The organism is Paenibacillus sinensis, from assembly GCF_019904155.1.
In the GTDB taxonomy this organism is placed as follows: domain Bacteria; phylum Bacillota; class Bacilli; order Paenibacillales; family Paenibacillaceae; genus Paenibacillus_AQ; species Paenibacillus_AQ sinensis.
In genome coordinates this window covers 177,359-202,124 of record NZ_JAHCMB010000046.1, presented here as the reverse complement: position 1 = coordinate 202,124, position 24,766 = coordinate 177,359, and the positions used below count along the sequence as shown (strand labels likewise).

Annotated in this window: 18 protein-coding genes; 9 read left to right on the top strand and 9 right to left on the bottom strand. The window is 54.2% G+C overall.

What is annotated here, in order from left to right:
* Positions 1-82: 82 nt before the first annotated feature.
* The 3 genes from KIH86_RS05255 to KIH86_RS05245 all read right to left on the bottom strand — a co-directional run bounded on the left by KIH86_RS05255 (position 83) and on the right by KIH86_RS05245 (position 7,702).
* Positions 83-5,503: a diguanylate cyclase gene (locus KIH86_RS05255; RefSeq protein WP_223086836.1), complete on the bottom strand. Its 5,421-nt coding sequence runs from the start codon at positions 5,501-5,503 to the stop codon at positions 83-85.
* 14 nt (positions 5,504-5,517) lie between these two features.
* On the bottom strand, positions 5,518-6,654 hold the full coding sequence (locus KIH86_RS05250; RefSeq protein WP_235775267.1) for a small-conductance mechanosensitive channel: 1,137 nt from the start codon (positions 6,652-6,654) through the stop codon (positions 5,518-5,520).
* 196 nt (positions 6,655-6,850) lie between these two features.
* A complete protein-coding gene (locus KIH86_RS05245; protein WP_223086824.1) occupies positions 6,851-7,702 on the bottom strand; it encodes a helix-turn-helix transcriptional regulator in 852 nt (283 codons plus the stop codon).
* Positions 7,703-7,927: 225 nt separating this feature from the next.
* On the opposite strand from KIH86_RS05245, the gene KIH86_RS05240 reads away from it, so the two are divergent.
* From KIH86_RS05240 to KIH86_RS05230, 3 genes are all read left to right on the top strand, one after another.
* The gene (locus KIH86_RS05240; RefSeq protein ID WP_223086821.1) at positions 7,928-10,522 is read left to right on the top strand and encodes a beta-L-arabinofuranosidase domain-containing protein; all 2,595 of its coding nucleotides are present in this window, start codon (positions 7,928-7,930) and stop codon (positions 10,520-10,522) included.
* 272 nt (positions 10,523-10,794) lie between these two features.
* Positions 10,795-11,235 carry an Lrp/AsnC family transcriptional regulator gene (locus KIH86_RS05235; RefSeq protein ID WP_223086818.1) on the top strand — a complete coding sequence of 147 codons (441 nt, stop codon included), beginning with the start codon at positions 10,795-10,797 and terminating at the stop codon, positions 11,233-11,235.
* 53 nt (positions 11,236-11,288) lie between these two features.
* Positions 11,289-11,921 (top strand): LysE family transporter, encoded by a 633-nt coding sequence (locus KIH86_RS05230; protein ID WP_223086815.1) that lies wholly within the window; start codon positions 11,289-11,291, stop codon positions 11,919-11,921.
* Here KIH86_RS05230 and KIH86_RS05225 read toward each other — a convergent pair.
* Positions 11,896-12,222 carry a YnfA family protein gene (locus KIH86_RS05225; protein WP_223086813.1) on the bottom strand — a complete coding sequence of 109 codons (327 nt, stop codon included), beginning with the start codon at positions 12,220-12,222 and terminating at the stop codon, positions 11,896-11,898. The genes KIH86_RS05230 and KIH86_RS05225 overlap by 26 nt on opposite strands.
* A 204-nt stretch (positions 12,223-12,426) precedes the next feature.
* Here KIH86_RS05225 and KIH86_RS05220 point away from each other — a divergent pair, with 204 nt between their 5' ends.
* On the top strand, positions 12,427-12,696 hold the full coding sequence (locus tag KIH86_RS05220; protein WP_235775266.1) for an ACT domain-containing protein: 270 nt from the start codon (positions 12,427-12,429) through the stop codon (positions 12,694-12,696).
* 45 nt (positions 12,697-12,741) lie between these two features.
* Entirely contained in the window at positions 12,742-14,100 is a 1,359-nt protein-coding gene (locus KIH86_RS05215) for a PFL family protein (protein WP_223086806.1), read from the top strand.
* Positions 14,101-14,347: 247 nt separating this feature from the next.
* On the opposite strand, the gene KIH86_RS05210 is transcribed toward KIH86_RS05215, so the two are convergent.
* Positions 14,348-14,818 (bottom strand): hypothetical protein, encoded by a 471-nt coding sequence (locus tag KIH86_RS05210; RefSeq protein WP_223110333.1) that lies wholly within the window; start codon positions 14,816-14,818, stop codon positions 14,348-14,350.
* 244 nt (positions 14,819-15,062) lie between these two features.
* Between KIH86_RS05210 and KIH86_RS05205 the strand changes: the two genes are divergently transcribed.
* Together KIH86_RS05205 and KIH86_RS05200 are read left to right on the top strand one after the other, a co-directional pair.
* On the top strand, positions 15,063-15,959 hold the full coding sequence (locus tag KIH86_RS05205) for a glycosyltransferase family protein (RefSeq protein ID WP_223110332.1): 897 nt from the start codon (positions 15,063-15,065) through the stop codon (positions 15,957-15,959).
* Positions 15,960-15,982: 23 nt separating this feature from the next.
* Positions 15,983-17,044: a glycosyltransferase WbsX family protein gene (locus KIH86_RS05200; protein WP_223087710.1), complete on the top strand. Its 1,062-nt coding sequence runs from the start codon at positions 15,983-15,985 to the stop codon at positions 17,042-17,044.
* 71 nt (positions 17,045-17,115) lie between these two features.
* Here the strand turns inward: KIH86_RS05200 and KIH86_RS05195 are convergent, their stop codons facing one another.
* Positions 17,116-18,606 carry an MFS transporter gene (locus KIH86_RS05195; RefSeq protein ID WP_223086798.1) on the bottom strand — a complete coding sequence of 497 codons (1,491 nt, stop codon included), beginning with the start codon at positions 18,604-18,606 and terminating at the stop codon, positions 17,116-17,118.
* Positions 18,607-18,825: 219 nt separating this feature from the next.
* Here KIH86_RS05195 and KIH86_RS05190 point away from each other — a divergent pair, with 219 nt between their 5' ends.
* A complete protein-coding gene (locus KIH86_RS05190; RefSeq protein ID WP_223086796.1) occupies positions 18,826-19,260 on the top strand; it encodes a MarR family winged helix-turn-helix transcriptional regulator in 435 nt (144 codons plus the stop codon).
* A 28-nt stretch (positions 19,261-19,288) separates the two neighbouring features.
* Positions 19,289-19,795 carry a YbaK/EbsC family protein gene (locus KIH86_RS05185; protein ID WP_223086794.1) on the top strand — a complete coding sequence of 169 codons (507 nt, stop codon included), beginning with the start codon at positions 19,289-19,291 and terminating at the stop codon, positions 19,793-19,795.
* Between the two features lie 49 nt (positions 19,796-19,844).
* On the opposite strand, the gene KIH86_RS05180 is transcribed toward KIH86_RS05185, so the two are convergent.
* From KIH86_RS05180 to KIH86_RS05170, 3 genes are read right to left on the bottom strand one after another with little or no spacing between them, the layout of a single operon-like run.
* Positions 19,845-21,566, bottom strand: a complete 1,722-nt coding sequence (locus KIH86_RS05180; RefSeq protein WP_223086792.1) for an extracellular solute-binding protein — start codon at positions 21,564-21,566, stop codon at positions 19,845-19,847.
* Positions 21,563-22,963, bottom strand: coding sequence for a response regulator transcription factor (locus tag KIH86_RS05175; RefSeq protein WP_223086790.1), 1,401 nt, complete (start codon positions 22,961-22,963; stop codon positions 21,563-21,565). The genes KIH86_RS05180 and KIH86_RS05175 overlap by 4 nt, the downstream gene beginning before the upstream one ends.
* On the bottom strand, positions 22,956-24,701 hold the full coding sequence (locus KIH86_RS05170) for a sensor histidine kinase (protein ID WP_223086787.1): 1,746 nt from the start codon (positions 24,699-24,701) through the stop codon (positions 22,956-22,958). The genes KIH86_RS05175 and KIH86_RS05170 overlap by 8 nt, the downstream gene beginning before the upstream one ends.
* Between the last annotated feature and the right edge of the window lie 65 nt (positions 24,702-24,766).

The window sequence follows — 24,766 nt, the reverse complement described above, 5'->3', positions numbered from 1 at the left end:
AAGTATCTGCATTTGGAGTCCGAAATAACCGTTCGGCGGGCAATCTTGAGCCTGAACCCCAGATCGGGCCGGATGATGCCTGCTAATGCTCCAGCAGCGTTACCCGGTTCCTGCCGCCGGCCTTGGATTGGTACAGGGCATCGTCGGCCAGCTTGTAAATATCATTTTCGTTCATGGCGTCAACCTGGACTGTCGCAACGCCTACGGATACGGTCAGATAGCGGCTCGTCCGGCTCATGGCATGCTCGATCTTAAGCTCTTCAACCACGATGCGGATTCCTTCCGCAAGCTCCCACGACTCCGCCGAGGTTAGCCCGGTCGCCACAACACCGAATTCTTCCCCCCCAAGCCGGAAGACAAAATCGCTGAGAGGATGGACATACTCACGGAGTCTTTTTCCAAGCGTCCGCAGCGCATTGTCACCCTCATAGTGGCCATACGTATCGTTAAACTTCTTGTAGTGGTCGATGTCGAACATGATGAAGGTCAGTAAGCCCTTGTCTTGCTTGGCCCGGTTTACTTCCTCAAAGAACACGGTATTGAAGTATCTCCGGTTATAGACGCCGGTCAGCTCATCGGTTACCGACAGCTTCTCAATCAGCTGAATGTTGCGGTTCAATTCCTGATTATTCAGCTCAAGCTCCCGCGTCCGCTCATTGACCAGCTCTTCCAGATGCTCCTTGTGAGTCCGGAGCTCTTCTTCGGCCATCTTCCGTTCAGTGATATCCTTGACGGTCCCTTGAACAGCCGGTCTGCCCAGGTATTCGATAAGACTGACTTTATGAATAACGTAGATGTCGCGTTCACCATTCTTATGGGCCAGCCGGGTCTCATACTCATCCGGTACGGGAATGCCTTTGGTCCGGCTTCTGTAGTAACCCTCCACCCTCTCGCGTTCCCCGGGATAGATGAAAGTGTGAAAAGGCTGGTCCAGCATTTCCTCCAGCTCGTACCCCGTAAGGCGGGCCAGCGCATGGTTCGCAAATACGAGCTTCCGGTCCTGATTGATAAAGATGCCGTCCAGCATGTTGTTGACCAGGGTCCGGTATTTCTCCTCCGAGCGCTCCAGATCGGCATAGAGGCTGGCATTCTCCAGCGCATACACCATTTCTCTGGACAGCAGATTGATGATTTTCATCCGGTCTCTGGTGAAGGCGCCGGTCAGAAGCTGATTCTCCAGATATATAATAGCCACAACCCGGTTATGGTTGATGAGCGGCATGCAGACGAGCGATTTCGGCCGACGGGTGTTCAAATACCGGTCGTTGACAAACTCGGATTCGGAGAACGCGTCCTTGTAAATGATCGTCTCCTTGCTCTCTTCCACATAGCGGATAATGGAATCAGGCAGATCTCCCTCCCGGTAGTTCCGGTGAAGCTGCACCGATATTTTGTTATCCCGGGCGTTATACTCCCCTTCGATCAACAGATCGCTCTGGGATTTCATAATGATGCAGCCGCGCTGTGCCCCCGCATTCTTGATCACAATATCCATCAGCGCTTCCAGCAGGTGATCCAGCTCAATCTCCTTGGAGATTGCCTGGGAGGCAAGCAGGATAGAGCTTAGATCGATGCTTTCCGTCGTTTCAGTAACCGACCGGCTGAAGGAGAACTCTTTCTGATGCCGCACGATATCCGGGTAGGTCTCGTTAAGCTGGCGAATCTTGCCTTTGGCTCCCCATACGGAATAGTAGTAGAGCGATTGCTTCAGCAGATATGAGGCATAATCGCTGTACCCCAGTTCCATGTTAAACTTGGCGGAGAGTTCATAGCATAGTGCTTTATAACGGACAAAGCTGCCGCCTTCACTGATTTTCACAGCCTGTTCGTAGCCTTTGGCGGCCATCAGAGGTTTGCCGTTAATCCGGGCCCACTCCGCCTTCATCAGCCATTCCAGCTGCAGGAACGTGTCCGGATTGTAGACGGCCCATTTCCCCATCCGCCTCAGTTCCTTGCGCATTCTCCGCTTGGCTTTGATCTTGTCCGCAGCATTCATCCCTTTGAAGGCATAAGCCAAATTCAGAAAGGCATACAACGAGAACTCCTCCATGAAGGCGGAACCGGCCAGCGTTCCGCTGTACGAATCCGCCTTTTCGAGAAAGGCCAAAGCCTCGTGATAATGCTCGAAGGTGAAGAACTGCTTCATTTTGTAGATATAGTAAATGGCGATCCCGGAATAGTACTTCGCTTCTTCCAGACCGCTCAGGAAATCGGCTTCCCGAAAGTCTTTGCCGTCAAAGGACAGCGGATCGGGCAGCTCGCCCGCCAGATTAAGCAGATTTTGTCTGGACAGCCTGGCTGTATTCAGCGCCTCCTGATACTTCGTCGTTTCAATAATGGAGAGATATCGTTCCGTCTCGCGCAGATTGGCAGCAATCTCCATGGACGGGTCCCATAGATTGATATAGAAGCAGGAATGGGCCAGGTACATCATTTCTCCGATCAGCAGGCTGGATTCGATGGATTTCCCGAACCATTCCTTCAGTGTATCCCACGGTTCCTTCCACACATGGCAGAACAGTGTATACAGCACAAGAGCCGCGCCTCTCCACTGTACATCGTTGAATTTGTCATTGATACGGATGCCCAGGCGTCCGAAATCGAAAGCGCCCTGCAAATCGCCGAATCCGGACAGGAGAATGGAATAGCCGATAAAGGCAATCGCCGATTCCGGACTGTTGCCGTACATCAGGCTGAGTTCGGCTTTCTTCAGCACCACAATGGCAAACAGATTGGTCTCACCGGAAATAAAGGCGGGAGGAAAAATATTGATCAACAGCCTCATAACCAGCCGGGTGCGCTCATCCGTCATTTCGGGCTTGCGGAAAATGTCCTCGATATCCAGCCCGCGAAGCCGAAACTTAAGCTTGAGGAACTCCTTCAGGACATGTCCCATCCCCGGCTTGTCCGGAATCTGGATGCCTAGCGTCCGAAGCCCCTTCCGGCCCGCCTCAATGGATTCTTTCATAAGGCCCAGGTACATGTAATGATTGGCCTGCATCTCATGGATTAATCCGACTGCCATAGGCTCCTTCAGTGTCGCCAGCAGCAGCGCGCACGCTTCATCGGCAGCCTCGACGTGGCGGGTAAGATAGCCGCATTCCGCATAGAGACGGTATAATTCCAGCGCTCGTTCCTCTCCGGTCTGCCAGGAGCTTGAGGGCAGAAGCTTGCGGGCGGCCTGCAAAAAGTCGAAGGCTGCGTCATATCCAAAAGCCCCTTTCGCCTTTAGCGCCGCTCGCATATTAAGCCCGATGATCAGATCGATCTCCTGCTGATCCTCGACCTGCTCGAGACTTTTATTGATGTGTGCAACAATGTCCACAATTTTCTCGTCTATGTCTGCGGGCGGCAGAGCCTTCAGCATCAATCTGCCGATCGTCAAGTGAAGCTGCTTGCTGGTATCAGGGTCGATCATTTGGTAGAGCGCCTGCTGGATTCGGTCATGCCGAAACCTGAAGTTAACCGGAATCCGGGCCGGCTGCATCCCGAGATCTTCGGAAATGCTGGACAGAAGCGAATAGTTGGCACTTGCCGGCAGAATTAAATCTTCGTCCACTGCGCGGATCAACGACCTTGCAGTTATCTCCGGACGATTCTCGCTGATCTGCGCTAGCATGCTGTAATCGAAAGAACTCCCGATACAGGCTGCCAGACGCAGCACGCGAAGATCTTCTTCAGGAAGAACCCGGAGCTTGTGAATTAGAAACCCGATGATATTCTCACTGATATCCAGCTGTCCGATACGGTCCAGTTCCCAGATCCATAGCCCTGCCGTATCATCGAATCGGATAAGGCGTTCCTTAAATAGTTCCTTCAAAATCTCCGTTATAAAAAATGAATTCCCCTTGGTTCTGGCATAAATCAGTTCCGAAAGCGGAGAAACCCGTACTGCATCCGTATAGAGAGTGTCCGCGATCAATTGGGCGGCAGCTTCTTGAGAAAGAGAATTCAGAATGAGCGAATCCACCTGTCCGCCGTTCGTCTCCATCTCTTCAACAGCCGTAAAGAGAGGATGTCCCGGGGCTGTCTCCTGTTGACGGTAGGCGCAGATTATAAATAGCCTGCGGAGACGATTGCTCATAACGATCTTCCCAAGCAGCTGAAGCGTCGAGGAATCGGCCCACTGCATATCATCCAGGAACAAGACGAGCGGCCGCTCATCGCCGATCAGACCTTCCAGGAACCGGATGAAGGTCTGATAGAACCGGTTCGTCTCCTCTGCCGGATTCAGGCGTTCGATATCCGGCTGCTCGCCGATCAGATTAGCCAGCTCGGGGATGATTCCGGTCATGATCTTTGCATTCCCGCCCAGCGAAGCGATAAGAGCCTCCGCAATGGCTGACTTCTCTTCATCGGTCATTCCGGTGTCCATCTGGAGTATGAGCTTGCGAATAGCCTGGATCATGGCGCTGTAAGGAATGTTCCGGTTGTACTGATCGAACTTCCCGTCGGTGAACAGTCCCTTCTCCCGGCTGATGTAAGGATGCAGTTCGTTCACGAACGCGGTCTTTCCCACACCCGCATCCCCCGAAATCAGAATAAGCCGGGGCTTCTCCCGAATGCTCGCATGAAAGGAAGCCTTGAGCTTGCGAAGTTCTTCGTCCCTGCCGTAAATGCGCTGGGAAATCCGGAAGATGTTCTTCCGGTCGTCCTCGCCAGGCTCGAAGCCGCGCTCGCCGGCCAGACAGCGCTGCAGATCGGCTTTGATCCCATAGGCGCTGCGATAGCGGTCCTCCGGCGATTTCTCCAGCAGCTTCATAATGACGGAAGACAGTTCGGGGGTTACTTCCCCCGCGGTCCGATCATAAGGCGTTACCGCTTCCTTGGCGATAATGGAGTAGATCATCTCCAGCATGTCGCGGTCTTCGAAGGGCTTCGCTCCTGTCGTCAGCTCATAGAGCACCACACCGAGAGAATAGAAATCCGTTCTGTAGTCGATGCTCCGGTTCATGCGTCCGGTCTGTTCGGGAGAGATATAAGGCAGACTGCCTTCCAGAACGCCGCCGTTCTGAAATTCCGCTTTCTCCCGGGACAGCTTGACTGCGAGATCGAAATCGATCAATTGGACAACATCCCGCTCTTGATCCCAAACGATGTTGGAGGGCTTAATGTCTTTGTGTATAACCCGATGCTCATGGACGGAACCGATAATTTCGACGAGCTTGATCATCAGGGGCAGAATCTTCTCCGGCTCAATCCGGTCCTCGCCCATAATCCGTTTGAGTGATTTCCCCCCGATGTCCTCCAGAACCATGACGAAGTAGCCGTTCTCCTCCCGCAGCGAGATCGGCTTGATAACGCCTCCGACCTTGCCGCTGAGCTCCATGAGCATCTTGTATTCCTGCTTGAAACGCATGACTTCTTCATAGCCGGCGTAATCCGATTTCAGAACCTTCAATATTACCGTGTTCTCCGTATCCGTCGCCCGGCAGCGGTACACCGACTTGCGCTCATTATCGGAAATCGTCTCCAGTACGGTGTAATTGTCAATGGCTGTCATGCTTCGTCCACCTTCTACTCAGTATCCTCCGACACTTCAACATCGGCATCGAACTCAAATATATACGCGGCGATCAGCCATATAATCCAGCAGTTCACGCCGAAGAACAAATAACCGAAATACCCCAGAATAGGCATCTCAGAGAAAATATGTATTTTATCCAGGTAGGGAACCGAGTACTTCCAATAATTCGGATTCGTCGGCAGGGAATCATGAAACCATTCGCTTCCAAAATTCCACATCTCCCAGAAGAAACCGTTAAACAGAGTGGCGAGCGCAATCAGAAAGACCCGGGACCAGTCGCCGCTGCGGATAGGAGTGAAAGGCGTCCAATAGCCGGTGAGCGCCATGGCTGCGGACAGCATCGGAACAAGCGCAACCCAGAGCACCCAGAATAAAACGTACGGATAATACCCCATTCCGAAAGCGAGCACCAGCCCCAGAGCGTAGTAAATGAGCAGAAAGCTGCGGTTAGCGGAGAGCTTGGGGCCGAAACGGTAGCGATCCTTCATGCCCTTGAAGGTCATCAGCAGTGTATACCATTCGAAAATGGCGGGGAGTACCGTTGTGTAAGATAACGAAAACCAGAACACATTTCCAAAGTTCGTGAACACTTCGTTATTCGGATAATACCAGTTCTCAATAACGAAGAAATTCAGAAATTCAAAGGCAAACCAGCTGAAGCAGGAGACGACAGCCAGCAGCTGCATCGTCTTCGGTCTCCGGGAGATAATGGATCTCCCTTCATTCCTTTTATACACAATACCGTCCAGAATGAGAATAAAGGACCACCACAGCGGCACGAATGAATAGTGCTCCAGATCGACAATGAAATGAACGCGCCCCCACATGGCGATCCAGCTGACGGCCAGTACGGGAAGACTCCACCAGAACCAAGCCGGAAAAGGAGTAGTGCTCCCGACGGTGCGGCGACTGCTCTCTGGTCTTCTGAATCCGAAGGCTCTCGGGAACAGCAGCACTGCGGCAATGAATATTGCAACGATGGAAGCCAGAGTAAAATACAAGGCATTAAACCCCGGGTCATCTTCGACCTTCTGTGCGGGAAAATCTCCGTATCCGGGCGGGAAGCCGCCCCATTTTGCCAGGCTTCCTATGTACGGTAGAATAAAGATTAAACTGAAAGTAACCATAAGTATAAGCTTTTTCTGATGATTTTTCATCCGTTTGGCACCCGCCGTTCCAAATAAATTTTGCAGTTCTCTATAATGAATAACGGCAGGAACGGGAGCACCATGAATAGGGGAGATGAAATTCGGAGAAGGCACAGACAAGCCGGCGACCGGGCGTTTGGAACCAGGTATTTTGAAAGGGGTTCCAGGACCCTGCCTACTCGTAATACAGCAGTCTTTTGGCATAGGCATTGCGGAAATCGGTAGGAGTGAGCCCGACGATCTTCTTGAAGGTCTTCATGAAATGGTGGGCGTCCTTGTAACCGAGCTGCAGCGCGATTTCATTGATGTTCTGGTTCGTATCGGCCAAAATGTATTTCGCCTCCTCCATCTTCTGATGCAGCATATACTGCTTCAATTTCATGCCGGACAGCCCTGTGAACAGGTGGGATAAATATTTCTCGTTATATCCGAAATGCGAAGCGATCTCGGATACCTTGAGATTATCCAGCCTCCGGTACTTGATGTAATCAACAATATCGTTATACAGCTGCTCCTGCTTGGACTTGCGCCCCTTCTCCTCCGCAACCCAGGAAGCCTGATTGAACAGCTCGCACAGAATGGCGGTCGCCATATAGTTATTGAGATTCTTCTCGTTATAGGAGCGGATGGCGTCCTGCAGCTGCTTCATCTTCACAATGATCTTCTCCGGTGTGTTCAGCGCTTTCTGCTGGGGAATCACGATCCGTTCTCCGGGTTCAGCAGCAGCTTGCCCCGCTTCAACCTTCATCAAGGCGTTCCTTGCGGTAAAGTGCAGCCAGTAAAAGCTGCATTCGGATGCCTTATATCCGTATTGATTCGTAAGGGGCGGCATCAGCAAATATTCTCCCCTTTGGACCATGTAATGCTCCTGGTCTCCTCCGATATACAGGACGCCTTCGGTAACCAAAATCAATTCATAATCGATCATCAGCCGATTGAGATGAATCCACTCGGGGCTTGGAGCCAGGAATTTGCCGGTATGAATCATTTCAACAGGCGAATCGACCCGGAACACGAACGCATGCATCTGGGATTACACCACCATTTCTGACTTTTTTACACCTGCGCATGCTGATTCACTTAATCAAATTAGCACAATTGATAGACTTTTTCCACAAAGCGGGCTCATAAGACCTGACTTTTTTACACAGATTCGAACTTCAAGACATTTACCGCCTTACCCGCAAGGCGTTATGCTTGATCTGTAAGCATTCGCTGACTAAACCGATCATGAAGGAGTGGAACACAAACTATGGAGACCATCGGCAATCCCGCCCGCACCCTTTCGGCATTTCCGCTTAGGGATTTCGGGCTTGACCAAGTGATTCTGACGGACGAATACGCCGTCAATGCATTCGCCAAAGAATTGGAATATTTGAAAAATTACGATCCGGACCGTCTCTTGTCAAGCTTTCGGGAGACACGCGGTCTGACACCCAAAGCGCATAAGTATCCCGGCTGGGAAGAGACGGAAATCCGTGGACACACGCTCGGCCATTATCTGACCGCCGTCTCTCAGGCCTACAAGCAGACAGGGGATAACGAACTGCGGCAGCGGCTCGAATACATCATCAGCGAATTTCAACTCTGCCAGTTTGAAAACGGATACATCTCTGCCTTCGACGAAGATTTGTTCAACCGGGTCGAGAACCGGCAGCCCGCCTGGGTTCCCTGGTATACGATGCATAAGGTGCTCGCAGGCATTGTGTCTGTATATGAGGCAACTCTGGACGCGTCTGCGCTGGAAATCGCTTCCCGTCTCGGAGACTGGGTATCGGAACGCACTTCCAAATGGGATGATGAAACCCATTCCCTCGTCCTCTCCGTCGAATACGGCGGCATGAATGATTGTCTGTATGATTTATACCGGATCACCCGGAGCGAGCGCCATTTGGAGGCCGCCCATATGTTCGACGAGCTTACGCTGTTCACGCCCGTTCACGAAGGCCGGGACATCCTCCGGGGCAAGCACGCCAACACAACGATCCCCAAGTTCCTCGGAGCACTGAACCGCTACAAAATATTGGGCGAAAGCGAGCGCTTCTACCTGGAGGCTTGCGAGAAATTTTGGGAAATGGTCATCTTTCATCACAGCTATATGACCGGCGGCAACAGCGAATGGGAGCATTTCGGAGAACCTGACCTCCTGGACAGTGACCGTTCCCAATTCACCTGCGAAACCTGCAATACCTATAACATGCTGAAACTGACCCGAGAGCTGTTCAAAATTACGGGTGACGTCAAATACGCCGATTATTACGAGAACACCTACATCAACGCCATCCTGTCCTCGCAAAATCCGGATACCGGGATGACGATGTATTTTCAGCCCATGGCCACCGGGTATTTCAAGGTATACAGTTCCCCGTTCGAGCATTTCTGGTGCTGCACGGGCACCGGGATGGAGAGCTTCACCAAGCTGAACAACAGCCTGTATTTCCACAGCGGCTGCGAGCTGTACGTCAATCAATATATCAGTTCGAGGCTGGAATGGGAAGAAGCGGGTATCGCTCTGATTCAGCAATCGGAGCTGCCTGCCGAAGGCCGGACATCCTTCACCCTGTCGATGCAGGATGGCGTCGCCTCCCCGCTATCTCTGCGCGTCCGAATTCCTTCCTGGGCTGCGGGACCGCTTGAGGCAGAAGTGAACGGACACGCCGTGAAGCTGGAAACGGAGAACGGCTGGGCGCTGCTGAAAGAAACCTGGAGAGACGGCGATCACATTGCCCTTCGTCTGCCGATGTCGGTCGCCTACTCCTCCCTCCCGGATGCGCCGCATGTAGCGGGCTTCCGCTACGGCCCTGTCGTACTTAGCGCAGCGCTCGGCTCCGAGGACATGGATCAGTCCTCTACGGGCGTTATGGTCAGCGTTCCGACCCGGAGCATGCTCGTGAAAGATTTCATCACTATTATCGGCATGAGTCCGGAGCAGTGGCTGGCCGAGCTTCCTTCTCATCTGATCCGTGACGAGGACGGCAATCTTGCCTTTACGCTCAAAGGCACCGATGAGGATTCAAGACTGGTCTTCACTCCCCACTACAAGCAGCACCGCGAGCGATATGGCATCTACTGGCGGATCGTTGAAGCGGATTCGGATGAACTGCACAAACATATTCTCAATACCAAAGAACGGAGCCGGACCGAACGAGCCACTATAGATAGCCTGCCGGTCGGCAACGACCAATACGAGCTGCAGCATGGCATCCGGGGCGAGGCGACCTCTGTCGGCACCTGGGATGGCAGCAATTTCCGCCGCGCCGAACAAGGCGGATGGTTCAGCTACCGGATGGCCGTGATTCCCGGCCGGGACAATCTGTTGTCGGTGACCTATTTTGGAGGCAACACCGGCAGGACTTTCAATATTTATGCGAACGAAGCGCTTGTTGCCAGCGAGAAGCTTCAAGCGGAAGACAGACGCTCGTTCGTCGAGAAGCGTTATGTGCTGGATGCCGGCCTGATCGGTGAGAAGTCCGCTCTGGACATCAAGTTCTCCGCGCCGGAACAGGACAATGCGATCTTCGGCATCCTGAGAACGATGACCGCCTTTGATTCGGTCGCTGATCTCGTTAGTCTGAGCTTTGAGGGCGCCGAACCAGATCATCCTTTCGACCCGGTTCAGAGCGAGGTTGCTGTCACTGCTGCCGAAGACCGGGGGGCAGTCACCATGAGCATCGCAACAGCTCATCCCGGAGCATTGGTCTACGCGGACGGTGTGCTGATCGACGAGTCGCAGCCCCGCTCCATCAAACTGAACGGGAAGGAAACCGTCGTCCGCCTGTGTGTTACCGCGGAAGATTTCACAACTTCCCGGGACTACCGGATCGTGATCAGGAAGCAGCCGGACTGAGAATACGAGTAGAGATCAACGGAAACGGTAAGTGCGTGGCCCCCTGTACGCTGCCGCCCGGACAGCCACATGAAGGAATGCGTCTCGTGTACAGCCCTGACGATTTGCCTTGCCGCATGGACACCCAATCCTCGATCCGCAAGGATGATACCTTAAATAATTCGGTTTATTATATAAATGACTTCATTATTTATCGTATTTTTCAATTCTATTTACATATTAAAAGGCCATAATTACAATTGGCATTAATTCATCTTCAGGGAGAGATCGAAATGGATGACATAGACCGCAGTATTCTGGAGGCACTGAAAGCGAACAGCCGGATAACCGTTTCGGACATCAGCAAGCAAGTGATGCTGTCCGTTCCCGCTGTCACGGAGCGAATCCGCAAAATGGATGAATCGGGGCTAATCGAAGGATATTCCATCAAGATCAACCGCGCCAAAAGCGGCTACAACCTGCTGGCATTCGTACTCGTCGTCATCGACCGGACCGAGCAAATCCCGGCCTTTCGCTCATTTGTCATGGAGAGCGGCGAAGTGCTGGAATGCCATCATCTGGCCGGAGAATACGACTATCTGTTAAAGGTGCTTGTCAAGGACACGGAAGAGCTGGAGACCTTTCTGACACGAACACTGAAGAGTGTCCCCGGCGTGATCCGCAGCAATACCATGATCTCATTGTCCTCGCTTAAGGAGAATTGGAACCGGTAAGTGGATAAACTCACGTTGAACTTGGCTGTTAAGTAAGGGAAGGAGCTGAAAATATGCTGCTGAGAGGTTTTAAATTCGGCCTGCTGCTGCAGCTTGCGGTAGGACCGGTCTGCCTGTTCATTCTTCGCACCGCCTCTGCGAAGGGATTCGGATCGGCCGAGGCAGCCGTGCTGGGGGTCGCCCTGATCGACGGGCTGTACATTGTGGCCGCTCTGTCCGGGATTTCGCATCTGGCCTCCCGGGACAAGCCGAAGACCTGGCTCTGCATTCCCGGAGCCGCCGTGCTGGTGCTGTTCGGAGCCGACATGCTGGCGGGTGCCGCCGGCCATCCCCTGCTTCCATCGCTCTCCGTCCACCACAGCACACGGGGCGGAAGCTTTGTCCAGGCCCTACTGCTGACGGCTGCGAACCCGCTGACCCTGCTCTTCTGGACCGGCGTGTTCGCCGCCAAGACAGCCGAATGGAAGCTGGACAGCGGTCAGCGCCAGCTCTTTGGGTTAGGCTGCCTTCTGTCCACCGTCTTCTTCCTGACCGCTGTCTCCCTGGCGGGAGAGTTGATCAAGCCGTTCATGACACCGGCTCTCACCGGAGTGCTTAACGGGCTGATCGGGCTCTTGTTCCTCGGCTTCGCCTGGCGGCTTATTCGCTCCTCCGGGCTCCTCAAGTCCGGGGGGCCCACAGCATAATGCACACCCCGATCAGACAGACAGCGGCGCCGAGCCAGTCGTAAAGATCGGGAGTCTTTTTCTCGACAAGCCAGCCCCACAGGATAGCCAGAATAATAAAGACTCCTCCATAGGCGGCATAGACCCGGCCAAATCCGGGAAAGCGCTGGAAGGTTGGAATAATGCCGTACAGCACAAGAATAAATCCGCCCGCAAGTCCGTACCAGGCCGGCTTCGACTCCCGAAGCCACAGCCAGACCAGGTAGCCGCCGCCGATTTCGGCAAGCCCCGCAAGCACAAACAGAAGTATGGATATCGCCATTATCGGCCCTCCTCTATCGTCTCCTGTTCAAGCGTCATTTGGAGACTTTCGCAAGTAAATTCTTTATTATTTCAGAAAATCCTCTAAAAAATGTCGAAAAACAGCCTCCGCTATAAAACATTTGGTTGAAGCTTGCATCTTCATTTGACATAATGAGTGAAATACATGATACCATCAGCTGATCAGGATAAGGGGGAAGCTTCATTGAAAGGAATCATTACCGTACTGGGCAAGGACAAGGTTGGCATCATCGCCAAGGTGTGTACGTATCTGGCGGACAACAACGTGAACATTCTGGATATTTCCCAGACGATCGTTCAGGATTACTTCAATATGATGATGATCGTCGACATTTCGCAAGCCGAGAAGAGCTTTGAGGTTCTCGTTGAGGATCTTCATCATGCCGGTGAGGATATCGGTGTCGAAATCAAGCTTCAGCACGAGGACATCTTTAATATCATGCACCGGATTTAAGGGCAGCGTCGCCAAATAAAGAGAACAGCAAGCGGGAGGATTAAGATGATTTCACGGGTGGAAGTGCAGGAAACGAACAAGATGATCCGCGAAATGAATCTGGACGTGCGGACCATCACTATGGGCATCAGCCTTATGGACTGTGCGCATACGGATTTGAGCGTGTTCAACCAGAAGATCTATGACAAAATCACGAAATCGGCCGAGAAGCTGGTGAAGACTGGCGAGGATCTGGAGAAGCAGTTCGGCGTCCCGATCGTCAACAAGCGCATCTCGGTTACACCGATCTCGATTGCAGCCGGCGCCTTGAACACGGACACCTACGTTCCGGTAGCCGAAACATTGGACAAGGCTGCCCGGGAAGTCGGCGTCAACTTCCTTGGCGGCTTCTCCGCACTGGTGCAGAAAGGCTGCACCACCGGCGACCGCAAGCTCATCGAGAGCATTCCCGAGGCGCTTGCCGTTACGGAGCGTGTATGCGCCTCCGTCAATGTCGGCTCTTCGCGCAGCGGCATCAACATGGACGCCGTCAAGCTGATGGGCGATATCATTCGCCAGACCGCGGAGCGGACGGCAGACCGGGATTCCATCGGCTGCGCCAAGCTCGTCGTGTTCTGCAACGCCGTGGAGGACAACCCCTTCATGGCTGGAGCCTTCCACGGCGTCGGCGAACGCGAATGCGTCATTAACGTCGGGGTCAGCGGCCCCGGCGTGGTGAAGCGGGCCCTCGAAGAAGTCAAGGGCCAGGATTTCGAGACGCTGTGCGAGACGATCAAGCGCACCGCGTTCAAGATTACGCGCGTCGGCCAGCTCGTCGCCCAGGAAGCCTCCAAGCGGCTTGGCGTTCCGTTCGGCATTATCGACCTGTCGCTGGCTCCGACGCCGCTGATCGGCGATTCCATTGCCGAAATCTTCCAGGTCATGGGCCTGGAGGAAGCCGGGGCACCCGGCACCACGGCCGCACTCGCGATCCTGAACGACAACGTGAAGAAGGGCGGCGTCATGGCGTCCTCCTACGTCGGCGGACTCAGCGGCGCGTTTATCCCGGTCAGTGAGGACCACGGGATGATCCAGGCCGTTCAGCGCGGCGCGCTGACGCTGGAGAAGCTGGAAGCCATGACCTGCGTCTGCTCCGTTGGTCTTGATATGATCGCCATTCCGGGCGACACCTCGAAGGAGACCTTGTCCGGCATCATCGCCGACGAAGCGGCAATCGGAATGGTCAACAACAAGACGACAGCCGTCCGCCTGATTCCCGTCATCGGCAAGGGCGTTGGCGAGATGGTGGAATTCGGCGGCCTGCTCGGCTACGCGCCGATTATGCCGGTTAACTCGTTCAACTGCGCCGGCTTCGTCGACCGGGGCGGCCGGATTCCGGCTCCAATTCACAGCTTCAAGAACTAGCATGAGAAATCGCAGACGGCATCGGCCCGGGCCTTTACTTGTTCATAGTAGCCCGCTGTTCTCGGCCGTGGCACTCAGCCTGCGACCCTCAGCCGCAACCTGAGCTAAGAGTTGGTCGATCTCTCCGACATTAATAACGTCAAATTATAACGTCAAAGAAGCCTTCCTCCCGTAGCCAATGGGAGCAGGCTTCTTTGTACTTGTGCGATTCACCAATCGGCATTCGTTCTGCCATCTGCAGCGGAATTTATGCTTTTTGAATGCCAAGGGTAGGAATTCCGGCAGTCACATCGATGAACAGCACATAATTCACGCCGTCTGTTCCTTTAAGGATAATGCCCGGCTGCGAGGAAGCCGTCTCATTGTAGAACTTGACCGATTGTGCGCTCGGCGAAACCGAAGGCACCGCTGCCTGGCCTAACGATACGATGCGAAATCCTGCACTCATATTGGTGCCCGCTCCGAGGTTCACTGCTACAGTCTGGCTTCCATATACATGCAAAGATCCAGACACACTCCCGCTGCCATTCACATTCATATCTCCGGATACAGTCGCATTTCCATTCACCTGAAAATGGTTCTGCACCGTTTCGTTGCCCTCTACATGCAAATCCTGATCCACTTGCGCACTGCCTGTCACTCTCAAGCTGTCAAACGTCGGCATGGCCGACCCCTCCCTTCCTTGTACCAGCATATGCTCGGACCAAAAGGTCAGCATCGGACAAACACATGGCTGTTCTTGTTTCAGAAGCCCGTATTGTCTCAGATGAAGGCAAAATGTCTAATAACGACATACCCTAAAAAAGGACTGAGCAAAAGGAGCGAGATAGACCACGATGATTTCAAATCCCGGACTCAAAACATATGCCATTCAGGAAACTCCCGGGAACGATAGGGATGGAACAATAACCGGGCATGAAGCTTCACTATCAAGCGAAGCCTCGCAGCCGTATGGATCAGCTATGAAATCCTTGAAGGTGCTGCTGCTTGCTCCGGATGCTGACGACCCCGATCTTCCGGCTCTTATTCTGATTGAGGAACCGCTGCGGCAGCTCGTCAGGGAAGTCGTCGGCATCAAGTACACGCACCATCTTCCAAGCTATGTCGAACGCTTCCGACCGGATCTCATAATATGCATCGGCAACGGGACCGGATTGCCTGACCATAATCTGTCGGAGCTGCGACTCTCCCCTTCACGCAAAATGATCTGGCTCTCCGACGAACACATGCTGCCCGTGAACGCGGGAACTCTGGTGCAGGGTATGGATTGTGTGTTCTCACAAAATCCACAGCTTTTGTCCACCTATCAATCATTGGGCTGCCGGAGAGTATTTTGTCTTCCGTATGCTTGGGACTCTACCCGGTACTTTCCCCTTCAAGTGGATCATGCCTATCAATCCGATGTCCTCTTCCTTGGAAATGCGGAGCATCAGCATACTACCGCCATGTTCGCCAACTCCTTGATTCATGCCGGACGAACAATCAGAACATGGGGCTCCGACTGGGAAATTCTCCGTCATCCCTGTTCAATCCCGGCAAATGATCTTAACCCATACATCAATGGCGCCAAAATGGTGGTCAATGTCTCCCCCTCGCTCTCGTTGGCCCAAAATGTTGCCGGGTGTGGGGCCTTCCAGCTCATTTGCCGGAACTCGGCTTTATCCGGACATCCGCATGTCAACGAAACAATGGTCTGGTTCGACGGGCTTAAGGATCTGGCCGACAAATTCAACCACTATTGGGAGCGTGCGGATCTGCGCCGTCTGGTCGCCTCCAGGGCTTTGTCCGATCTGAGATACAACCGTTCATTCCTTAACAAATGCATCGAGCTGCTCCAGCTGGCTTTTCAGGGAGATTGATTATGATCGGGGGTAGAATCACCTTGAAACTCATCGCTTTTCTGCTTCCACAGTTTCATCAGATTCAGGAGAATAATCTTTGGTGGGGAGAAGGATTTACGGAGTGGACAAATGTAAAAAAGGCAAAGCCTTTATACCCTGGACATATGCAGCCAAGGCGCCCGTTCAATGACTACTACTATGATCTGACAGATTCAAGCGCTCGTGAATGGCAGGCGGAGACAGCCCGGAAGTACGGTATCTACGGATTCTGTTATTACCATTACTGGTTCAAGGGAAAACGGCTGCTGGAGAGGCCGCTTCAGGAAGTTCTCGAAAGCGGGGAGCCCGATTTCCCGTTCTGCCTGTCCTGGGCGAACGAACCCTGGACCCGCAAATGGGACGGAATGAGCAGCGATGTGCTGATGCCGCAGGAATACGGCGATGAGGATGACTGGAAGCAGCATTTCGATGTCCTTCTGAACAGCTTCAGGGACAGACGCTATATCCGCCGGGACGGCAAGCCTCTATTTGTCATCTACCGGCCGGACAGCATTCCGCGATGTGAGGCTATGCTCGAGTTCTGGCAAAGTCTGGCCCGTGATCACGGACTGCCCGGCCTGCATTTCGTCCGGACATTGGGAGGGTTCCCCTTGTCCATTCAGAAGGGGTTTGAAGCCAGCCTGGAATTCGAGCCCCATTATTCATTCGGACACGGGCAGTTGCGGTGGCTCTGGAGCTGCATGGAGACCGGCGAGGCTTCCCACCTGACGGTGGACTATGATCAGATCTGGCAGTCAATCCTGAGCCGGACTCCCCATCGGGACGGTGAACCGGTGTATCCCGGAGCATTTGTTAATTGGGATAATACGCCGCGCATGGGCGCCGGCGGACAGAGTACACTGGGGGCGTCTCCCCGGAAGTTCGAACATTATCTCTCGGAGCAGATTAGTCGTGCGCAATCGGTCTACGACAGCGAGTTTCTGTTCATCAATTCCTGGAACGAATGGGCGGAAGGCGCTTATCTGGAACCGGATTCTCATCACGGCTACGGCTATCTGGAAGCTGTACGCCGGGCGCTGGTGCGAAACAGCTGTGACCGCTGAACAGACCGCGAAGGATTATCGCGGTGTTATCCAGCGGTCATTCCGTTTGCTATGGGCGGACTCGGCGTCCCTTATCCTCTTCCTCCCTCGCCCGCATGCTGCTGCCCGGCTCCATCGCGGACGCGCTGCTTGGCCCGGAGGAATCGGAGTCCGGTCAACAGTGCAGCAGCCAGACAGATGCCAGCCGAGGTGGAGAATACCACATGCATGCCGGCGAGAAAAATATCCGGTCGGCCCGGAATCAGCCCGGTTACCCGATGGCCGGCCAGACCGCTCATCACATTGAATAAAGTCGTGGTAGCGATGGTGATCCCGACGACCATGCCGACATTTCGCACCAGCGAATTCACGCTGCCGGCCGAGCCCAGCTGGGTGCGGGGAACCGTTGACATGACAAGCGAGTTGTTCGGCGATTGAAAGAGGCCGCCTCCGATCCCGAGCATGGCTATCCACAATCCAACCAATGCGACCGGACTGCCTTCATGCAGCTGTGCCAGGCCAAACTGGGCAATGACCATCACAATCAATCCGGCGAACGTCAGAAATTCCGATCCGATCTTATCCGACATCGCCCCGCTGATCGGCGCCACAATGACCATCATGATCGGGAACAGCATCAGCAGGAAACCGGCGGAAGACGGTGACAAACCCAGCATGTTCTGGGTGTAGAATGGTGAAATGATGTTGAAGCAGAAATTCGCGGCAAAGACCAGGAAGCCGCACAGAATGCTGATCGAGAACAGCGGGTTCCGGAACAGATTCAGCTGAAGCAGCGGCTCCGGCTTGCGGAGCTCCACCCACAGGAAGGCCGCCAATGCAACCGCAGCAATGACCAGTGACAGGATGATGCCTGTGTTGCCATAGCCGCTCTGCTGGCCGAGCAGCAGGCCGGCGAACAGGGAGACGATAAACACGGCGAAGAGCAGGCTGCCGGAGACATCGATGCGGGCTTTGACCCGAACCAGATCCTTCGGGAGCATCTTCCAGCCAAGCAGAATGGCGATCAAGCCGATCGGCACGTTAACCCAGAAGATATACTCCCAGCCCAGATTGGCTACAATAATGCCGCCGAGACTCGGACCGGCGATGCTGCCGAGCGAGACGAAGGTGCCGATAAGGCCGAGCGCTTTGCCTCTCTCATTTGCCGGAAAGATATCCGTCACAATCCCCTGGCTGTTCGCCATGGTCATCGACGCGCCCAGAGCTTGGACAATCCGTGAAGCAACCAGGAGCGGCAGCGTTCCGCTGAATCCGCAGAGCAGCGAGCCAATAATGAACACAACCGTACCGATCTTGAACATCCGAATCTTGCCCGCGATATCTCCCAGTCGGCCGAAGAACAGGATGACCGAGCAAATTGCCATCAAATAACCGGTCGTAACCCACTCCACCTGAGCCATCGGCAGTCCCAGCTTGCCGGACAGCACCGGGAGCGCAATATTCACGATACTTCCGTCCAGTGTAGACATAAAGGTAAATAAATTAAGGACAATCAGAATGATCCAGCGGCGCTTCTGTACGTCTGCATCTTCCTGATAGGTCGCCCGTGTGATCGAGCTCATGTAACCACCCCGTTTTCCCGAACTTGCAATTATTGGCTGTGCACAGCATTTAGTTGCGTGCGCAACCATTTGACTTCCAAAGTGTACTCCATTTTTGTTGCGTACGCAACTGTTTTGCTGTAAAATTTTTGGTATTACTTCAATACCATCACCACTGTCTGAGGCTGATATTCATCGCCCTGTGGGCGTACCAATGCTATCAGACCAAAGGAGCCCTCCATGAATCCGAACGACACCTCTAGAAAAGAACCGATTGGACGGCTGATCTCCAATATTCATCGATCCCAGCAGAAGTACTTGTCCCGTTCGCTAGGGGAATACGACATTGGCGGAGGCGGACAACACAGCTTCCTCAAAGCAATCCTCCATTCGCCCGGGACGACTCAGGAGCAGCTGACCTGCGATCTTAAATTCGATAAAGCGACAACGGCCCGTTCCGTGAAGCAGCTGGAAGATGCCGGATACATCGAACGGCGGACCGACCCGGGCGACCGGCGCTCTTATTTGCTGTTTCCGACGAACAAGGCGCTGGAGTTCCTGCCGGTGCTTCAACGTGTCCTGGATGAATCGAACGCCAAAATGACGCGCGATTTGACCGATGAAGAGAAGCAGCAACTCACCCTGCTGCTTCAGAAAATCAGGCTTGATCTTTAAGCATATAGCGAAAGGAGAATTTAACCCCATGGCCATCGAAGAAGTAAAAGCCCATTTCCGTTCCTTCGGAAGAGAGAACGATATCATGGAATTCGAAACATCCAGCGCCACAGTTGACCAGGCCGCCGCTACAATTGGCGTCATTCCCGCACGCATCGCCAAGAGCCTCTCCTTTAAGGGAGAAGGCGAATCCGCCATGTTGATTGTCGCCGCCGGCGATGCCAAAATCGACAACAAGAAGTTCCGGGAGCAGTTCGGCTTCAAGGCCAAAATGCTGAGCCCGGATGAAGTGCTGGAGCAGACTGGACATGCCGTCGGCGGCGTCTGCCCCTTCGGACTTACCCACAAGCTTGAGGTCTACCTCGACGTGTCGATGAAGCGGTTCGAAACCGTCTTTCCCGCCTGTGGAAGCTCCAACTCGGCCATTGAGCTGACCTGCGCGGAGCTGGAGCAATACTCCGGCGGTCTTGCTTGGATCGATGTGTGCAAGGACTGGGAGACCTTATCGGAATCCGGCAGCAGCGAAGCCTCCTGATCGGGAGAACCGGGCAGATTGCCCCGGCAGACAAAAGGACGGAATCCAGCTAGCGGATTCCGTCCTTGTTGCCTATATACTGTGCCGTCGATTCCTTCGCTCTCACCCTCGCTTCAACCTCTTCGGTAATCACGTCGCCGCCTTCCTTCTTCCATTCGGCAACAAAGGAGTCGAAAGCTCCAATAGGAGCGTCGCCGAGGATTATATTCAGAAAGGTTTCACTCTCCAGCTTCTGCAAGTGAGCCCCGTATAGCTGCATTCCCGGCGTGCTGCCATAATACACACTGCGTTTCTTCACAATCGGCGTAGAGGTCAGTACACCGGCTCCGTACCTGTAAGCATTCGCCACTTTCCAGCCCTCCAGATTCTTCTTGGGCTGCTCCTTTTCCTCCATCCAGCGGTCATAGAGCAGTTTGGAATCCGGTTCCAGCGATTCGGGAGCGATTTTGCCGTGAAGCGCCTGCTGAAGATCGCCATAATGCTTCTCGATGGCATCCGCGTAATCGATCAGGAGATCGAAGGGATAGTAGGCTCTGGGCTGAATGCCGGTCTGCGCCGCGAAATCATCCAGCTTGCCGACCTCAGCTGTGTTGGGATCACGCCTTCTCTCCAGACGGGTAAACGTATTCAGCAGCTTAACAACCGCTTCAGGATGCTCATAGCCCTTACGCACAACCAGGTAACGGTCCGTAACCGGAGCCATATGCGTCACGAACTGCCCGCCCGCATCGAGGGGGGCGGCGTATGCGCGCCACTCCGCTCTGGTGTCCTGGGCGACCGACTCGGACAACGGGTAATACGGCATCCACCACGGGCCGAAGAACATGCCGGCTTTCCCGGAAAGGATCGGCTCCTGAGTCTCCTTATAAAGCGGAAACTCGGGATCGATCAGGCCGCGCTTATACCAGTCGGCCAGCTTGGCGAGAGCCGCTTTCGTCTCGGGCGTAATGGAGCCGTAGACCACCTTCCCGGAGCTATCCTCCATCCAGTTCATGGGATAGGCGTGAAAAGCGTTGAATACCGCGTCCATCCCGTTCACATGAGGCTTGGCGCCGTAGACGATATTTCTGTAGGCGCTTAATCCGACGGTATCCCGCTTGCCATTCCCGTCCGGGTCCCGTTCGACGAAAGCCTTGGCGACCGCCTCGATATCCTGAAGAGTGCGCGGCGCCGGGAGCTCCAGCCGGTCAAGCCAATCCTGCCGGACCCACAGCAGGGTGGGCGAGTCCGCATTGATCGCCACATTCGGCAGGCCGTACAACTTCCCGTCTCTTGAAGCGTCGGCCAGAGCTTCTCCTCCTGTCGAATCGTACATATCCTTGATCAGGCTGGAACCGTACTCTTCGAATGTACCCGTTAAATCCGCGATCATACCGGAATCAATCAGCTTGCTGAGCTGATCCCGGTCCACAACCATTGCGTCAGGCAGATCGCTGCTGTCAATCGCGAGCTGCGCCTTCTGGGTATAGGGTTCCTCCCCTTTGGCCTCCCAGGCATGTACGACCTTGATATTGGTCAGGCTCTCCAAGTACCGGGAGACGGGATTGTTGTCATTGCTGTCACCCGTATTTAGCCGTGAATCAGGAACCTTGAAGCCGATCCGCATGATGACCTGATTATCGTATTTGCCATAAGCGGCGGCTTCCTGCGGGGCTTGCAACTGCTGAGACGACTGAGGCGATGCCGCCGTCTGATCGGGTCCTGCTTCCCGGCAGGCTGCAAGGCCAAAGAGAACGAGAACAGGCAGAACGCACCTTATCGTTGTCTTCACGGCCTCATCCCCTCCGCCCGGTATTGACTCGGCAGCTTCCCGACCCGTTCACGAAAGAACCTGCTGAAATAACGGTCATCCTCAAATCCCGATTTGCAGGCAATTTCGCTTACTGGATCGTCCGTCTCCAGCAGAAGGGATTTGGCGAGCTCAAGCCGCATGCCGCGCAGCTTCTCACCGAAGCTCTCCCCGGCGAAGCGGGCGAAGCACTGGCTGAAGTATCCCCGGCTCATGTTGACGTAAGCGGCGACTTGGTTCTGATTGATCTTGTCGCCGGCCCGGCTGCGCATATACTGTGTAGCCTTGATCAGGCACAGCAGCACTTCTCTGCTGAACCCAAGCTCCAGCATTCTGCGCTGGACATGATCTGCGAACCGGCGCAGCCAGCTCTTCCACTGACACCATGACAGGCAGCCTGCGGCTTCATTGGCAAGCCCCTCATGCTCCTCCGGCGTAAGAAGAATCCCGCTCCAGTCGGCGGCCAGCCCCTGTGCGAAGGAGGCGATATCCCCGGCTGGGAGGTGAAGCCGGCCCACTCGGGCCATAAACAGTTCCCAATCTCTCCGGTCCACCGTCCATTTCAACAGACGTGCATCTTTCAGAAATTCCTCCACATTTCGCGCATCACCTTCCGCATCTGGCTTCCCAAGGTCATCCAGTGAGAGACTCGCCGGATCATCCGCCATGGCGCAGTAGAACAGGGTCCGCCGGGCGTTATGGAGTAAAGCCTCTTCCAGCTCTGCATACGGGCGGTCTTTCACCCCGGTGATGATCGCCGTCCGCCAGCGCCCCCCTAGCTCTTGATTCAGCTCCTGCCGCAGCTCTTCCTCCGACATCCGTTGGGGAAGCGGGCTCAACCACACTCCCTTCATTGGAATGAGCCGGTGGCTCCTTACTACGGATATACGGAACAGCTCTTCTTCCACCCCTGCGCCTGTGACCGGCAAATACAGCAGTGCGCTGTCCGCAGGGAAGCGCCCATTCTCTCCACGAACCAGCAGTTCACGGCTGGAGTCCTCCCAGCGGATTCGCTCCACCAACCGGCGGATCGTCTCGTCGGCGTTCCCTACCTCCAGCAGCGTCTTGACGATATAATCGACCGCGCCCAGCCGCAGCGCCTCCTGAACGAAGTCGAATTCGTGATGGCAGCTCAGCACCACGCAGCGAATTCCCGGATAAAGCTGGCGAATCTGGCGGATCAGCTCGAACCCGGACATCCCCGGCATGGTGATGTCCACGAACAGCAGATCGATATCCTGTTCACGCAGCAGAGCGAGCGCAGAAGCTCCGTCTCCCGCCTCCCCGGTGATCACCACTCCGAAGGAGGCCCAATCAATAAGCGATATGAATCCCTTTCGCACAAGCCGCTCGTCATCGACCACTACAGCTTTAAGCATCGAAGTCCTCCTTGCTTCTCATCGGGATGTGAATGGAGATTGCCGTGCCTTTCCCGGGCACACTGTCGATATGAAGCTTCACCTGCTCTCCGAAATAAGCAGCCAGCATACGTCTGACATAGGCGAAGCCGATGCCCAGCCCTCTTTTACCGGAAATACCGTCCGTCAGCAGCTCATCAATCTTCGACTCGTCCATCCCCGCTCCGTTGTCCTTCACGCACAGCCGCAGCTCGCGGCCTTCATGCACGGAGATTGCGACGTCTACCCTGCCATTGTCGCTTAGACCGTGGTAAATGGCATTCTCCACCAGCGGTTGAAGCAGAAACCGGGGCACAGCCGCCGTCAGCGCCGCTTCCTCTGCTTTCACATTGAATTCGAATTCATAGTCATAGCGAATCTGCTGAAGCTCCATGTAATTTCGGGTCGCCTCAATCTCTTCGCCGATCGTGACGATCAGGCTTTGCTTGCCAAGATTGTAATGCAGAACCTTCACCAGAAGGGTCACCAGCCTGTCGATTTCCTTCTGTCCGTTGAGGCGCGCCAGCCACTGAACCGTGTTCAAGGTGTTATGCAGAAAATGCGGGTTGATCTGGCTTAGCAGCTTCTCGATCTCGAACTGGCTCTTCAGCTTCTCGTTGCGTGCCACAGTCTGGATCAGCTCATTCACCTGGTCCTTCATTTGTTGAAAGTTGTTGAGTACGAAGTCAAATTCGGCAACCTGCGTATACGACACGGGAGCGGTGACATTTTCGGCCATTCGGATAATTTCCACATTGACCTTGCGGAGAGGACCGTAGATCCGCTTCCAGATCATCCAGGACAAAAGAGCGGCGAACAGCAGCGTGAAGCAGGCGAGCAGTACCATCTGGCCGAACCAGGAACGGATTTCGCTGTTGAACACCGATTTGCTCACAACGGCGACGAGCTTCCAGCCCTGGGGACTCTCATACCGGAACAGATGATAAGCTCCGACTTCCTCATGCGCAGCACTCCCGCCTGCACCGGCGGCCTTCACAATTTCAGGCGGCAGGCTGCCGTCGAGCTCATGGGTAATCAGGCCGTTCTGGTTCACTAGCAGGTGGTTCATCGTCATTCCGTAAGCCTGCTCATTGAAAATCTTCCGCAGCAGACTGTAATTCGTCTCCAGATAAATGAACAAGGGCTCAGGCCCGCTCACCCTGACCGTGCGGCGCTCCGAGAACACGACGTTATCCCCGACTGCGTACATCGTAGCATGCGGACCGTAATAATCGGCGCCGTTATAGCGCATGAGTGCGGGCAGATTGCGGATATTGAAATCCCGTCTCGTACTCATATTGGTGAACAGCACCGGATCATCGGCGCCCGGCATTATATAAGCGGTCAGACCGATATAAGGATTGGTAAAATTGACGAGATTGATCTTCTGATTGATGGAGGTCATAATCTGCGACTTGCGGTAAATCTGTTTCTCCTGCAAAAAAGCGGACATCTCCTCCACGATTTGCCCGTCCAGCGCGAACTGCTTGGAGGCGAAATCCAGATTGTCGATGGCATTCTCCAGGCTGAGCGCTTCCTGTCTCAGGCTTGCGCTGATGCCGCTGCCGATTTTGCCGGAGAGGATGGAATAGATTGAGGCATAGGACAGTACTCCGACAACCAGCATCGGCAGCAGCATACCAACAAGCACATACAGGACAAGGGTGGACCGGAGAGATTTGGCCGTTCCAGGCTGTATCCCCCTCTTCGTTCTCGGCATAGAGATCCCCATCTCTTTAATGAAAGCGTTTTATTTATATCATTCAGCATATCATATTTCACACC